The organism is Brevibacillus borstelensis (assembly GCF_003710865.1).
Taxonomy (GTDB): domain Bacteria; phylum Bacillota; class Bacilli; order Brevibacillales; family Brevibacillaceae; genus Brevibacillus; species Brevibacillus borstelensis.
The window spans coordinates 21,013-35,032 of sequence record NZ_RHHO01000007.1 but is presented as its reverse complement, the minus strand read 5'-3'; the positions used below and the strand labels follow the sequence as shown (position 1 = coordinate 35,032).

Genomic DNA, 14,020 nt, shown 5'->3' with positions numbered 1-14,020 from the left:
AGAAAAAGCTGGATTGACAAGAAATTTTGTGTAAACTACCATGAAGATATTGGAAAAGGGATTGCGTATATCGCATCCCTTTCTTTTGATCGACAGGGTCAAAGTCGTCCCTGTTGATAACCGGATTACGGAGGCTCCGCCACAATCATGGCGGAGCCAAGTTTTCTAATAGGATAAGGAAGGAGGGACGGACGGCGTGTATATTTTGCGGCAATTGTCCTGGTTTTTCAGAAAATATTGGAAACGATATACAGTAGGGATTGCTTTTCTGTTTTTGATTGATCTGCTCATGCTGTGGCCTCCCCGGCTGATCGGGCAAACGGTGGATCAAATCCGCAATGGATCGCTGACGACATCTGGATTGGCGACGACGATTGTCACGCTGCTTTTGATTGGCCTTATCTTGTACGGGCTCCGTTTCTTTTGGCGGTACCTGCTGTTCGGCGGTTCGCTGATGCTGGAGCGGACGCTTCGCGAGCGGCTGTTTGGCCATTTGACCCGGATGTCGCCGTCCTTTTACTCGCGCCGTCGTTCCGGTGATTTGATGGCGCTGGCTACCAACGACATTCCCGCAATCGAACAGACAGCAGGGATGGGCGTACTGACGCTGGTCGACTCCCTGTTCGCCACGCTGTTGACTTTGGCTGTCATGATGGTGGCCATCGACTGGCAGTTGACGCTGGCGGCACTTATTCCGATGCCGTTTTTGGCCTGGGCGACCGCTTATTACGGCAAGCTTTTGCACGACCGGTTTTACCTGGCCCAGGAAGCGTTTGGCGAGATGAACGACCATGTGCAGCAGTCCGTCTCAGGCGTCCGGGTCCTGCGGGCTTTTGTACAGGAAAAAGAGGATGTGGAGGCGTTTCGCCGGGTCAGTGAGAAGACGATGGAGCGGAATATCAGCGTTTCCCGGATCGACGCCCTGTTCGAACCGACGATCGGCATTATCATCGGCTTCAGCTTTCTCATCGGGCTTGGCTACGGGACCTACCTTGTCTTTTCCAGCGCGATTTCCCTGGGCGATCTGGTCGCATTCAACCTTTACCTCGGGCTGCTCATCTGGCCGATGTTTGCCTTTGGCTGGCTGATGAACATCCTTCAGCGGGGGAGCGCTTCGCAAAAGCGGTTGTCGGAATTGTTCGCCGAACGGCCTGACGTGGTGGACAGCGAAACTGTGGTGGAAGATGTTCCGGACAATACTGTCGAGGCGAGAGGCTTTACCTTCCGCTATCCGCAGGCAGAGAAGGACGCCTTGTCGGATATCAGCTTCATGCTGCACGAAGGAGAGACGCTGGGGATCGTGGGCAGGACGGGAAGCGGGAAGTCAACGCTTTGCCGGACTCTGTTGCATCAGTACCCGGTAGAGTCGGACGCCCTGTTTGTCGGAGGGAAGCCGGTAGAACGGATTTCGCTGTCTGCCCTGCGCGGGAAAATCGCCTACGTTCCCCAGGAGCATCTGCTGTTTTCCCGAACGATCGAAGCGAACGTCGCTTTCGGCTCGCCGCAGGCGACTACAGAGGAAGTGTGGCATGCGCTCTCCCTGGCCGAAATGAAAGGCGATGTAGCGCAATTCGCGGAAGGGCTCGGAACCATGGTCGGTGAAAAAGGGGTCACCCTCTCAGGGGGACAGAAGCAGCGCATCTCGATTGCCCGTGCCCTGCTGATGAACGCTGACATCCTCATTCTCGATGACTGTCTGTCCGCAGTCGATGCGAGGACGGAGGAAAGCATTCTTCGCCACCTCCGCGATGAACGCAAAGGAAAGACGACGATCATCACCGCCCACCGGCTCTCTGCGGTCCAGCATGCCCAGTTGATTTTGGTGCTGGACGAGGGCAGGATCGTGGAGCGGGGGACGCATGATGAATTGATGGCGCAAAACGGCTGGTATGCGGAGCAGTACCGCAGGCAGCAGATGGAACAAGACGTCGCGGGTTAAGGGGAGAGAGGGGAACGTGTAATGAACGGCAAACAAGTATGGAAGCGGCTTGTAGAGTACGCCATGCCGTTTCGCAGACAGATCGCAGGGGCCCTGCTGCTGCTCCTGCTCGGTACTGCCGCGGAACTGGCCGGCCCCTTTTTGGCAAAAGTGATGATTGACAATCACATTCTGGCGGTTCAGAAGACGTGGTATCGCTTTGAAAAGGAACCGCTTACCATTGAAGGAAACCAGATCGCGATCCGGCTGGCGGATGAGTATTACGTCCGGGAGGATTGGCTGTCGTCCTTGCCTCCGGACGATGCACAAAAGGCGAAAAAGACACAGGTCGTGACCGAGGGAACGACCTACTATATGCTGGACCGTGAGCTGTCCGAGGACGGGGAGCCGAAGCTTTTGCCGCTTCCGGCCGTCGAGGGAAGGGAGCGGGTCAAGGCGACGCTCGTTCGCTCGGGGCAGGAGGTTGATCAGGCGGAGGGAATCCGCTTGACGGCGGACGAGGTGAAGGCGCTGTACAGCAGGGAGATTGCGCCGATATTGCTTTTGGCAGGCGGCTATGCCTTGTTGATCCTGATCAGCGCGGCATGCAACTATACGCAAATTTTGACGCTGCAGATGACAGCTCAACGCATCATCCAGCGCATGCGGATGATTTTGTTCACCCACCTGCAGAAGCTGCCGGTCTCCTTTTTTGACAAGACACCGGTCGGTCAGATCGTCTCCCGCGTGAGCAACGATACGGAGGCCATTCGTGAACTGTACGTCAGCGTTCTGGCAACTTTTGTGCAGAACGGGGTATACCTCGTGGGGATTTTGATCGCGCTTTTTGTCCTGCAGCCGCAGCTTGCCCTGTTTTGCTTTTTAAGCGTGCCGTTGATCGTCGCGCTCATTATCGTTTACCATCGCTTCAGCTCGCGCTATTATGCGGTCATCCGCAGCAGGCTGAGCGATATGAACGCCACGATCAACGAGATGATTCAAAACATGACGATCGTCCAGGCGTTTCGCCGAGAGTCAGGGGTTCAAGAGGAGTTTGCCAAGGTAAACGAAGAGTATTTTCGGGTTCGTCTGAAGGAGAACAACCTGGAGTCGCTTTTGCTCAGACCAGCTGTTGATCTCATCTGGAAAATCTCTCTCACGGTGATTGTCTGGTATTTCGGCTCGACTTCGTTTCACAGCGCCATTTCGTTCGGCGCGCTGTTTGCCTTCGTCGATTACATGGGACGCTTTTTCGAGCCGATCAGCATGATTATGAACCGTCTTTCGCAATTGCAGCAGGCTGCCATCTCCTCGCAGCGCGTGTTTGACATTCTCGATACGCCGGCTGAAGAGGAGAAGGGAGGCAAGGCTATCGAGCGCCCGCGCGGAGAGGTAGTCTTTGACCGCGTTTCTTTTGCCTATCAGGGTGATCAATACGTCTTGAAAGATGTGTCGTTCACGGCCAAGCCGGGACAGACGGTAGCGCTGGTCGGCCACACCGGGTCGGGAAAAAGCTCGCTGATGAATCTGTTGCTCGGCTTTTATCCGGTGACGAAAGGGCGCATCCTGATCGACGGCATGGACATGGGCGAAATGGATACGCGGACGCTTCGCCGCCATGTAGGGCTGGTGCTGCAGGACCCTTTTTTGTTTACCGGCAGTGTCGGATTCAACATTCGCTTGTACAATGACAAGCTTACGAATGACGATGTAAAACAGGCGGCGGAGGCAGTCAGGGCAGATGAGTTTATACGCCACTTCCCCGAAGGATACGAAGAACCCGTCGTGGAGCGGGGGATGACCTTGTCTGCCGGACAGCGGCAGTTGATTTCGTTTTCCCGGGCGCTCGCAGCCGATCCGGCTATTTTGATCCTGGACGAAGCGACAGCGAGCATCGACAGCGAGACAGAGTCGGCGATCCAGGAGGCGCTGCACGTGCTTTCGGCGGGGCGCACGACGTTTATCATCGCGCATCGCCTGTCTACGATTCAGCATGCCGACCAGATTCTCGTTCTGTCCCGCGGCGAAGTCGTCGAGCGGGGCACGCATGACGAGCTGATGGCGCAGCATGGCCTGTATCAAAAAATGTACCAGCTACAGCAGGGGCAAATCTCTGCTACAGTAGAACAATAGCGATTGATCTTGACCTTGCCGCCGGGTGAGGGGGAGATTATGAATAGAGAGAGTGAGTGCAGGAGAGGAGAACGCATACATCATGTCTTCAACACGTTTTACCTTTTGGGTGCTGATATTGGTCGTAGTCATTGCGGGAGCCAGCCAGGGGCTGACGATTCCGCTGTTGGCCGTGATGCTGGAGCAGCAGGGAGTTTCATCGGTCGCCAATGGGTTGAATGCAGCCGCTTTGTATATCGGTATATTGCTTGTGTCACCCTGGCTGGAAATCCCGCTGCGCCGGATCGGTTATCGGTCGACGATTCTGTGCGGGCTGTTAATGGTGACCGCAGCCACCGTCCTGATTCCGGTGTTTTCCCATCTGGCGGTCTGGTTTGTTCTCCGCATGCTGATGGGAATCGGCGACTCCGGTCTTCACTACGCCAGTCAAATGTGGGTGACCAAGATCGCCGCTCCGGAGAGGCGCGGACGGGATTTGTCGCTCTACGGTCTGGCCTACGGCATCGGATTCAGCATAGGGCCGCTGGGGATCAACCTGCTTCCGATAGGATTTTGGGCGCCGTTTGCCGCACTGACCGTGTTGTATGCGGCAGCGTTTATTCTGCTGGCGCGCATCCGCAATGATTTTCCCGAAGAGATCAAGGCAACTGAAGCCGGTGTGAAAAAACAGAACAAATACACCACTGTATTCCGGTTAAGCTGGCTGGCGCTGATCCCGTCGTTTTTGTACGGATTTATGGAAACGTCTTTAAACGGAAGCTTTCCGGTTTACGCTTTGCGGACCGGCATTTCCATCGAGTGGGTATCGGTTATCCTGCCATCCTTTGTAGTGGGCAGCATCATTTTGCAAATTCCGTTGGGCTCATTAAGTGACCGGATCGGCCGGAAGCGGGTCATGTTTGCCTGTGCGCTCGTCGGAGCCGTGGCGTTCATCCTGTTCCCGCTCAGCGGCGACAACGTCTGGATGATGATGTTCCTGCTGGCGATTGCAGGTGCGGCTGTCGGTTCCTTTTACTCGCTCGGTCTTGCCTTTGCGACCGATATTTTGCCGGGTGCGATGGTCCCTACAGCCGGGATCATTGCCAGCATGAATTTCGGCGTCGCCAGCATCCTGGCCCCCAATGTAAACGGCCTGTTGATCCAGCTCTGGGACCCGCGGAGCATCTTCTGGCTGATGGGGCTTTTGCTGTTCGGTTTTGCCGCTGCTTGCCTGTTTTTCCGCACGACCCGCTCTTCTCAGGAGACCGCGGTGGCGTCATAAGCATAAAAATGTGAAGAGAGGGGAAGCGTAGGGATACAGTCATCTTTCCCAGAAAGGGGTTTGCCTGATGATGACGCCCTGTGTTTTCAAGCGGGGAATGATCTGGATTCTGTTTTTTATCATCAGTCTGATCGTGATCCCGTTCTTTTCCGATGACACGCCATCCACGCCTGCTCCGACTGTGAACAATGCAAGCAGGTAAAACCCGGGCAAAAAGGACTCGTCTGTTTCCATAAAGGCGAGTCTTTTTCTTTTGCTTCGGCTTACGTACGTTTGCTGTCGCGGATGACATACGTCCTGGCAATCAGATCGTGCCAGCCTTGCTTTTTCCGGTTCCACCCTGCCCACAAATACCCCAGTCCCAGCGGCAGGGCAGAGAGAAATTTGCCCACAACCTCTCGCAGCAATACCTGCCCCAGCGTCAACTGGCTGCGGTGCTGGCGGGCATTGACCACGCGGATGCCGGTGATGAGCTTTCCGAGTGTCTGTCCCGTCCACCAGGTCAGCAGGATGGCATAGGCGAAGTCGAATACGATTTCCAGCAAGTCGATGTACGAAAAGACGTCCGGCCCGGCAGCGAAAGCCCGGCGGAGCGGATTGAAGATCAAAAAGCTGATGCCGGTGAGAAAAAGTCCATCCAGCAGAGCAGCCCCGACCCGAATCCAGAAGCCGGCAAACGCATAGCTGGCCTCCTGGGAGGCATCCTCGCTTCCGGACGGCTCGGCTCCTGCGAAGCCTTGGACAAGCGCGGTCCGTGCGGCGGCATCAGCGGAGAGCAGGGATTCGGGAAAATCAGCTTCAGACGACGATTGGTCCCGCATGGCGGACACCTCCATTAGAAATGGTTACGGGATAAACTGGTACAACAGCTTGGGCGTCGAGCCCTGCTGCAAAATGCGCTCAAGGCCGAGCGGATCAGGGTTGGACCAGTAACGCTGCATGCGGAAGATCAGATTGCCAAGCGATATGTTTTCGGTAAACCGAACAATCTGCGCTTCCGGCAGTCCAGTCAGGGTCAAGGCATAGCGGGTAGCATCCTCCAGATCGCCAAAGCGATCCACCAGTCCCAGCCGCTTCGCCTGCTCGCCGGAGTAAATGCGGCCGTCGGCTATTTGCAGGACGCGCTCCCGGGGGAGGCTTCTTCCCTTTACGATTACATCGACAAAGCGATCGTAGCTTTGGTTGACCAGCGTTTGGAAAATTTGCCGCTCGGGCTCTGTGAGCGGACGGGCAGGACTTCCGATATCCTTGAAGCGTCCGCTTTTGATCGCATACTCCTGGATTCCCAGCTTGTGTATGGCATTGCTGTAGTTGGTCAGGGTAAAAATGACGCCCAGACTGCCTGTCAGCGTATTGGGATTGGCGAAAATGGCATCTCCCGCTGTAGCCAAGTAGTAGCCTCCCGATGCGGCAGTCGAGCCCATGCTGACAACGAGCGGGATTTGGCGAAGCTCCTTGAGCCGCAGCAGGCGGCGGTGCAGTTCATCCGTAGCGACTACCTCTCCGCCAGGGCTTTCGATCCGCAGGACGACTGCCTTTACTTGCTCGTCCTCCTCGATGCGCCTGATTTGTTCGGTCAACAGGTCGGCCATCGGTGTGACAGATGCAGTGGAGCGCTCACTGGTGATCGTGCCATTGACGTAAAGCTGTACGATTTTGGCCGTACCGGAGCCGGAGACGACATGTTCATCCCAGGCATACTCGGGATGGTCGGTCAGATTGCGCATGCCTCCAAAGATGCTTTCGACGCCGATGCCAAGGACAAAAACAGCCAGTACAAGAAAGAGTGCCGTCCATCTTTTACGGTTCATGGAAAACCACCTCAGATGTAGCATTTGCTCTTCTCTTTCCGGTTACGCATGCCTGTCATTTCACAAACTCATGCAATTTTCTAAAAATTGCGGTACAATTGGTCATAAGACAAGAGAGAATATGTTCGGGGGGTACGGAAGCGTGATTATCCAAGTAACGGATTTGAAAAAAAATTACGGCAGCCTGCAGGTGCTCAAAGGAATCACGACACAAGTGGCGGAACGCGAGGTCGTATGCGTGATCGGCCCGTCGGGTTCGGGAAAAAGCACGTTTCTGCGCTGCTTGAATCAATTGGAAGAGATGACGGCCGGGCGCATCGTGATTGACGGCCACGACCTGTCCGATCCGAGGGTGGACATCAACAAGGTGCGCGAAGAGGTAGGAATGGTGTTCCAGCGCTTCAACCTGTTTCCGCACAAAACGGTTCTGGAAAACGTTACGCTCGCGCCGATCAAAGTAAAAAAGATGACCCCCGAGGATGCGAGAAAACAGGGCCTGGCGCTGCTGAAAAAGGTGGGGCTGGAGGACAAGGCCGATGTATATCCGGATCGCCTTTCCGGAGGACAGATGCAGCGGGTGGCGATTGCCAGAGCCTTGGCGATGAACCCCAAGGTCATGCTGTTTGACGAACCGACCTCGGCACTGGATCCGGAGCTGGTCGGAGAAGTCTTGACAGTGATGAAGAATCTGGCCAAGGAAGGCATGACGATGATCGTCGTCACGCATGAGATGGGATTTGCCCGGGAAGTGAGCGACAGAGTGATTTTCATGGATCAAGGCGTCATCATGGAGGAGGGAGCACCCGAAGCCCTGTTGTCCAATCCGAAAAACGAGCGGTTGCGGGCATTTTTGCGCAAGACCTCGGCATAGCGACCGGTATAAAAAAATCGGCCCCCGATACAGGGGGCATTTTTACTTCTTGTTCGCGTCTCGCTTGCTTCCTTTCACATCGAGCAATTGACTGACCGTAACGAACCGATAGCCCTGCCTCCGCAGATCGGTGATCAACTCCTGCAGCGCGGCAATCGTTTCCCGCTGATTCAGCCCGCCGTCGTGGAACAGGATAATGTCTCCGGGAGCCACGTCGTTCTTGACGCTTTTGGCGATGTGGGAAGCCGTCCGGGCCAAAGACCAGTCGCGCGGGTCGACCGACCAGTGGATGATGTCATAGCCGCAGGACTGGACTGCATTCATGACGTCATGCGTCAAGACTCCCCCCGGGGGCCGGTAATATTGGGCAAGCACGCCGGTAGAACGGAGAATCGATTTTTCCCCCAGCTTGATTTCTTCGTAAATCTCCTGCTCCGTCAATTTGTTCAAATCGCCATGATGATAGCCGTGGTTGCCGATTTCATGCCCTGCTTTCTTGATCCAGTGCATAATCTTGGGATACTTGTCTACTTGAGAGCCGAGCACAAAAAAGGTGGCGGGAACCTTGTTGCGGTGCAGAACCTCCAGGATGATGGGCGTGTATTTGGGATCGGGGCCATCGTCGAAAGTAAGGGCAACCACTTTGTTGGTTGTGTCGATCCGGTGAATCGGCTCATAGGCAGGAAGAGGGCTTCTTGCCGCATCTGTCGGCACCACCCCGAACAGCAGACAGGCGATGAAAGACAGAATGAACGCTCGATAGCGCAGAACAATCCCTCCTTCCAAGTAACTATCTTTTAGCTTCACCCGCACAACTCAAATCATCCTGCCAAAAGAAAACAGCAATCAGCCTGCGAGCGGGATATGGTAAAATGAAAGGACTGTACATAGGAGAGGAGAGAATACGGTGGAACTCCGCGGTATTTTGCACGGGTTGACCCATCAGTATCACGGCAAGGATCAGCCTGTTGACTACTATTTGCAGCTGGGCGAAGAGAGACTGCCGTTAAATGAGCTGCTGGGCAGCGAAATAACGATCTCATTTCTGGGCGAGAAAAACTGTATCGCCTGTGGACGAAAAACGAACAAAACCTTTAACAGCGGATATTGCTATCCCTGTTTTACGAAGCTTCCGGAGAACGATCTGTGCATCGTCAAGCCTCACGAGTGCCACTATGATCAGGGAACATGCCGGGATGCCAGCTTCGGCGAGACTCATTGCATGATTCCGCACTACGTTTATCTGGCTGTTTCCAGTGATGTAAAAGTCGGCCTGACGAGGAAAAACAATCAGCTAAAGCGCTGGGTCGACCAGGGGGCCATTCGCGCGATCCCGATCGCAGAGGTACCGACACGCCGCATGGCAGGTGAGCTTGAATTCCATCTTAGCCAATTTTTGCCGGATAAGACGAACTGGAGAAAAATGCTCAAGGGCGATGTCCGCGAGGTGGACCTGCTCAGCCTCAGAGACGAGGTGTACGCGCATTTCCCGGATGAGTTCAAAGCCTTTCGCTACCGTGAGGACGAATGGATAGACATTACCTATCCGATCCTTGAGTCGTTGGACAAGATCAACTCGCTCACATTGGACAAGCAGGAAAGCGTCGGCGGCAAATTGATCGGTGTCAAGGCACAGTACCTGATTTTTGAAAACGGCGTTTTCCAGGCGAGAAAGCACGCCGGCTATCAGGTGCAAGTCAGCGCTTCTGCATAAAGCGGCCGCTTTTCCTCCAGACTGAAACAAAAGACTGGAGGAGGCGATCGGCATGGCACCGGAGCGCATTGAATATACGGAACCGTTGACGGGTACCTTGGCAGAAGCAGCCCAGGCCGATCCGCTGGGCATCCCCTACTCGCCGCTTGCCAGGACGTGGCAGGTGAACCCCCGGGCGGAAGCAGATCCTGCCGAGCGGGGTACGGGGAATGTGGCAGAAACAAAAACGGAATAAAAAACGTCTAGAAGGAAAAAGGCAGCCAGACATGATCGGCTGCTTTTTTCTTATCCAAATAACTAGCCATTGGGGAAGGGAAGGGCACTTCATGCGTACATGGGCATTATCCGTCGCGACAGCGTTGCTGATCTGTGGAAGCGCTTGGGCCGGGTATATGGTAGGAACTGATGTGGAAAGCAAAAGAAACGAGGAACAGGCAGGCAGGGTCATAGCGGAAAACGAAGCGTTGCGGTCAAAGCTCCAGAATCAGGCTCCCGCCGCTGAAGCATCCCCTCCGGCAAACAGTGCTCAACAACCGGCTGAGGCGGCCGAGCAAAACGCGAAGGAGCCCGCTTTCATCGACCACGATGCAATCCTGGATGCTTTTCGGCGGACGGACGACAAAGGCGGAAGCTTTGAAATCACGGAAAAAGACAAGCAGGAAATGATGGCCGAACCGCGCAGCAGGGATTACAAATGGGTGCTGCGCACATTTGTAGAGAAAAAGCTCGGAAAAAAGCTGAATACCTTTCAGACGACCAGCCGGACGGTGAACCCGCGTATCCTGCTGGCAACCACTACGGATGGCACCGCGTATGAAATCGAGATGAAAAAATGGCCAGCCTATGACCAGATTTGGACAGTCGAGCGCTTTAACGGCATGTCCCCGGGAGATGTCGGTTCAGTCGCTCCGCTCTATCAGGCGGTGAAAAAGGAGGAAGTGCCCAAAAACGTGCAGGACTGGCTGGAGCCGCTGCTTGCCTCACCGGAATGGAAAACGGAATACTTGCGCGATGGCAAAAAAACGTATGTGCTCATCAAAACGTCGTCTTCGCCGACGGATTCGGTGGAAGTAGAGGATGTTTCGCTATGGATAGAGGAAGTAACGGTGAAGTACCAGACGTACGACTATGCAAACAGTGAAGACCGCTCGTTTGCAAACGATTACGCTTTGTTGGAAATTCCGTATGAAGCCAAGGACGGGGTCCAGTTTACGAAAACATTGTCGATTGTTCGGTAGACAGGCTCTTACGGACAAGTCTTGATCCGGCAGACTGGCGATGTGCCGTCGCGTTGTTAAGGGAGCCGTTTGATAAACGCGGGAACTGCGTTAAAATAAAGGAAAACACTGGGGATACAGCAAGTATTCGAGACACCATTATGCTTGATAAGAAAGCGAGGATATGCTCCATGACAATCAAAGCCTATCTGTACGACAAATGCGGCACCTGCCGAAAGGCCAAGCAATGGCTGAACCAACACAATATCGCCATCGAGGAGATCCCGATCGTGGATGCCCCTCCGACAGAAGACGAGCTGCGCAGCATGTGGCAGGCAAGCGGACTTCCCTTGACCAAGTTTTTCAACACGAGCGGCCAGTTTTACCGCGAGCTCGGCTTAAAGGACAAGCTGCCATCGATGACGGAAGACGAGATGCTGAAGCTGCTGGCCTCCAACGGGAAGCTGCTAAAAAGGCCGCTCGTCTCTGACGGAAAAACAGTTACGGTCGGGTTCAAGGAAGAGGAGTACGAAAAGGCTTGGGGGGGACGCTGACGATGCGTACCCCTTCCAGGCGCCTTGAACAGCTTTCTTCGGCAATCTTTTCCGAACTGGCCGAACGAAAAAAGAGCGTTGCAACGGGGCGTTCAGTGATCGATCTGAGCATCGGCAGCCCTGATCAGCCGCCAGCTCCGGAGCTGGTGGAGGCGCTGGCCGAGGCGATCCGGGAGCCGGGTGCGTTTGGCTACCCGATGAGTGACGGAACAGAGGAGTTTCGCCAGGAGGTGGCCCGCTGGTATCAGTACCGTTTTGGCGTCGAGCTGGACCCGCGCTCGGAGATTCACTCCCTGATGGGTTCTCAGGACGGTCTTGCTCATTTTGCCCTGGCCTGGTCCGATCCCGGAGACATCGTGCTGGTGCCCGATCCCGGCTACCCGATTTATGCCGGCAGCGTTCATCTGGCAGGTGCGGAGCCATACCCCATGCCGCTGCGGGCAGAAAACGCTTTTTTGCCCGATCTGAATGCCATACCGGAAGAGGTGGCCAAACGCGCTCGCTTCATGATTCTGAACTATCCCAATAATCCGGTATCGGCGGTCGCGACGCTTTCCTTCTTTGAAGAGGCTGTCGCTTTTGCCAAGCGGCACGATGTGATTGTCGTGCATGATCTCGCTTATTCCGAAATGGCCTTTGACGGCTACCGGCCGCCCAGCTTTCTGCAGGCAGATGGGGCCAAGGACATCGGCATCGAATTCAATTCCTTTTCCAAAAGCTTCAACATGGCCGGGTGCCGCATCGCTTATGTGGTCGGCAACGCGGAGATCATCAAGCCGCTGGCAGTCGTCAAGTCGAATGTAGACTACGGCGTCTTCCTGCCGGTTCAAAAAATGGCTGTTGCCGCGCTCAGGCGCGACCGGGAAGCGGGGGAGGACAACACGGTTGCTTCAATTTATCAGGAGCGGCGCGATGTCCTGATCAAAGCCCTGCGAGAGGCAGGCTGGGTCATCGAGCCGCCCAAGGCGACGATGTTCGTCTGGGCAAAAATTCCGTCTGGCTGGAACTCCCGCGAATTCGCTTTTGCGCTTTTGGAGGAGGCTGGGGTCGTGGTCGTGCCTGGAAGCGCTTTTGGCGAGCAGGGAGAAGGGTACGTGCGGATCGCGCTGGTGCAGCCGCCGGACCTGCTGCGGGAAGCGGCCAAGCGGATCGCAAAAAGCGGCCTGTTGAACGGCAGAAGATAGCAAAACAGATGTATATCGTGCTGTGAAAGCGGAAAGGATACATCTGGCACCACAAAAACGACAATCAATTGAAAATGATTCCTACATTGTATTGACTATAAACAACAAGGTTGCTATGATGGAACATGTAGGTGAAAAAACTTATTCCAAGGAGGTTTTACATATGGCACAACGTCTTGTAGGTCTTCCAGCTCCTGATTTCACAATGGAAACAGCTCTGGGCAATGGTCAAGATTTCGGAAAGGTATCTCTCTCCGACTACCGTGGCAAATGGCTGGTACTGTTCTTCTATCCACTCGATTTCACGTTCGTTTGCCCGACTGAGATCATCGCGATGAGCGATTCGATCGAAGATTTCAAAGACCTGGATGCGGAAGTTCTCGGTGTATCCGTAGACTCCAAGCATTCCCACCGCGCATGGATCAACACTCCTCGCGATCAAAACGGTCTGGGCGGCCTGAACTACCCGCTCGCTTCCGACTTCCTGAAAACAACCGCTCGCGATTACGGCGTACTGGATGAAGAAGGCGGCGTAGCATTCCGCGGTCTGTTCATCATCGATCCGGAAGGCGTTCTGCGTTACCAAGTTGTAACCGACCTGAACATCGGCCGTTCCGTAGAAGAAACACTGCGCGTTCTGCAAGCTCTGCAATCCGGCGGTCTCTGCCCAGCTAACTGGCGTCCAGGTCAAAGCCACCTGACTGCGAAGTAAGCATCCGCATTGGAGCGCGATTGATCGGGGCAGCCATATAAAGCTTGCTCCCTTTACGAAAAAGGGTCTAACACAACCAGTTGTTAGGCCCTTTTTTTACAAAAAAGAGGCAAATAAGACGGGAAGATTGCTGTCTTTCTCGTTCCACGATCATTTGAAAGGGGTTGTTTTTGATGCGTTTGCGCGAAGAATTGCCCGATTTCCCGGGGATTACCGAATGGGTAAACGGTCAGGTGAGCAAAGCTGATTTGGCAGGAAGTCCCGTATTGATCCATTTCTGGTCCGTAAGCTGCTATATGTGCAAGGAATCGATGCCGCAAATCCTGGAGTGGCGCGACAAATACGCGGCGAACGGCTTGAAGGTGATCGGAATCCACATGCCACGCTCGGAGGCCGATACAGACATCCAAAAGATCAAGGAAACGATCGTCGAGCACAAGCTGACACATCCGATCGCGATCGACAACGAAATGAAGACCGTAGACGCCTTCCAGAATGAGTACGTCCCGGCTTTCTACCTGTTCGATGAAAACCTGCAGCTTCGCCACTTCCAGGCTGGCGAAAAAGGCTTGAACCTGGTGAAAAAACGTCTCCACCGAATTTTGGGGATTGAAGAGGATTCCTAGGCCCTCTGTCCAATTAATA

The 14,020-nt window shown here is 54.6% G+C and carries 15 protein-coding genes; 12 read left to right on the top strand and 3 right to left on the bottom strand.

Features of this window, described 5'->3' with window-relative positions; all coding sequences use genetic code 11:
- Positions 1-196 precede the first annotated feature (196 nt).
- The 4 genes from EDM54_RS03470 to EDM54_RS26870 all read left to right on the top strand — a co-directional run bounded on the left by EDM54_RS03470 (position 197) and on the right by EDM54_RS26870 (position 5,514).
- Positions 197-1,939, top strand: a complete 1,743-nt coding sequence (locus EDM54_RS03470) for an ABC transporter ATP-binding protein (protein WP_003391357.1) — start codon at positions 197-199, stop codon at positions 1,937-1,939.
- 21 nt (positions 1,940-1,960) lie between these two features.
- On the top strand, positions 1,961-4,051 hold the full coding sequence (locus tag EDM54_RS03465) for an ABC transporter ATP-binding protein (RefSeq protein ID WP_122957774.1): 2,091 nt from the start codon (positions 1,961-1,963) through the stop codon (positions 4,049-4,051).
- Between the two features lie 82 nt (positions 4,052-4,133).
- Entirely contained in the window at positions 4,134-5,312 is a 1,179-nt protein-coding gene (locus EDM54_RS03460; protein WP_122957773.1) for an MFS transporter, read from the top strand.
- 67 nt (positions 5,313-5,379) lie between these two features.
- A complete protein-coding gene (locus tag EDM54_RS26870) occupies positions 5,380-5,514 on the top strand; it encodes a hypothetical protein (protein ID WP_255320332.1) in 135 nt (44 codons plus the stop codon).
- A 61-nt stretch (positions 5,515-5,575) separates the two neighbouring features.
- On the opposite strand, the gene EDM54_RS03455 is transcribed toward EDM54_RS26870, so the two are convergent.
- On the bottom strand, positions 5,576-6,133 hold the full coding sequence (locus EDM54_RS03455) for an RDD family protein (RefSeq protein ID WP_122957772.1): 558 nt from the start codon (positions 6,131-6,133) through the stop codon (positions 5,576-5,578).
- A gap of 24 nt (positions 6,134-6,157) precedes the next feature.
- A complete protein-coding gene (gene sppA / locus EDM54_RS03450; RefSeq protein ID WP_024985564.1) occupies positions 6,158-7,123 on the bottom strand; it encodes a signal peptide peptidase SppA in 966 nt (321 codons plus the stop codon).
- 142 nt (positions 7,124-7,265) lie between these two features.
- Here sppA and EDM54_RS03445 point away from each other — a divergent pair, with 142 nt between their 5' ends.
- On the top strand, positions 7,266-7,994 hold the full coding sequence (locus tag EDM54_RS03445) for an amino acid ABC transporter ATP-binding protein (protein ID WP_003391369.1): 729 nt from the start codon (positions 7,266-7,268) through the stop codon (positions 7,992-7,994).
- A 42-nt stretch (positions 7,995-8,036) separates the two neighbouring features.
- Here the strand turns inward: EDM54_RS03445 and EDM54_RS03440 are convergent, their stop codons facing one another.
- Positions 8,037-8,723, bottom strand: coding sequence for a polysaccharide deacetylase family protein (locus EDM54_RS03440; RefSeq protein ID WP_227278116.1), 687 nt, complete (start codon positions 8,721-8,723; stop codon positions 8,037-8,039).
- 178 nt (positions 8,724-8,901) lie between these two features.
- Between EDM54_RS03440 and EDM54_RS03435 the strand changes: the two genes are divergently transcribed.
- From EDM54_RS03435 to EDM54_RS03405, 7 genes are all read left to right on the top strand, one after another.
- Positions 8,902-9,708, top strand: coding sequence for a DUF2797 domain-containing protein (locus EDM54_RS03435; protein WP_003391373.1), 807 nt, complete (start codon positions 8,902-8,904; stop codon positions 9,706-9,708).
- 52 nt (positions 9,709-9,760) lie between these two features.
- Complete coding sequence (locus tag EDM54_RS03430; protein ID WP_003391375.1) at positions 9,761-9,943, top strand: hypothetical protein; 183 nt, start codon at positions 9,761-9,763, stop codon at positions 9,941-9,943.
- 91 nt (positions 9,944-10,034) lie between these two features.
- Entirely contained in the window at positions 10,035-10,946 is a 912-nt protein-coding gene (locus EDM54_RS03425) for a hypothetical protein (protein WP_122957771.1), read from the top strand.
- A gap of 170 nt (positions 10,947-11,116) precedes the next feature.
- Positions 11,117-11,479 carry an arsenate reductase family protein gene (locus EDM54_RS03420; RefSeq protein WP_003391378.1) on the top strand — a complete coding sequence of 121 codons (363 nt, stop codon included), beginning with the start codon at positions 11,117-11,119 and terminating at the stop codon, positions 11,477-11,479.
- Positions 11,480-11,481: 2 nt separating this feature from the next.
- Positions 11,482-12,663 carry an LL-diaminopimelate aminotransferase gene (locus EDM54_RS03415; protein WP_035990293.1) on the top strand — a complete coding sequence of 394 codons (1,182 nt, stop codon included), beginning with the start codon at positions 11,482-11,484 and terminating at the stop codon, positions 12,661-12,663.
- A gap of 163 nt (positions 12,664-12,826) precedes the next feature.
- Positions 12,827-13,375, top strand: coding sequence for a peroxiredoxin (locus tag EDM54_RS03410; protein ID WP_003391382.1), 549 nt, complete (start codon positions 12,827-12,829; stop codon positions 13,373-13,375).
- Positions 13,376-13,548: 173 nt separating this feature from the next.
- Positions 13,549-14,001, top strand: coding sequence for a redoxin domain-containing protein (locus EDM54_RS03405; protein ID WP_003391383.1), 453 nt, complete (start codon positions 13,549-13,551; stop codon positions 13,999-14,001).
- The last annotated feature ends 19 nt before the right edge of the window (positions 14,002-14,020 follow it).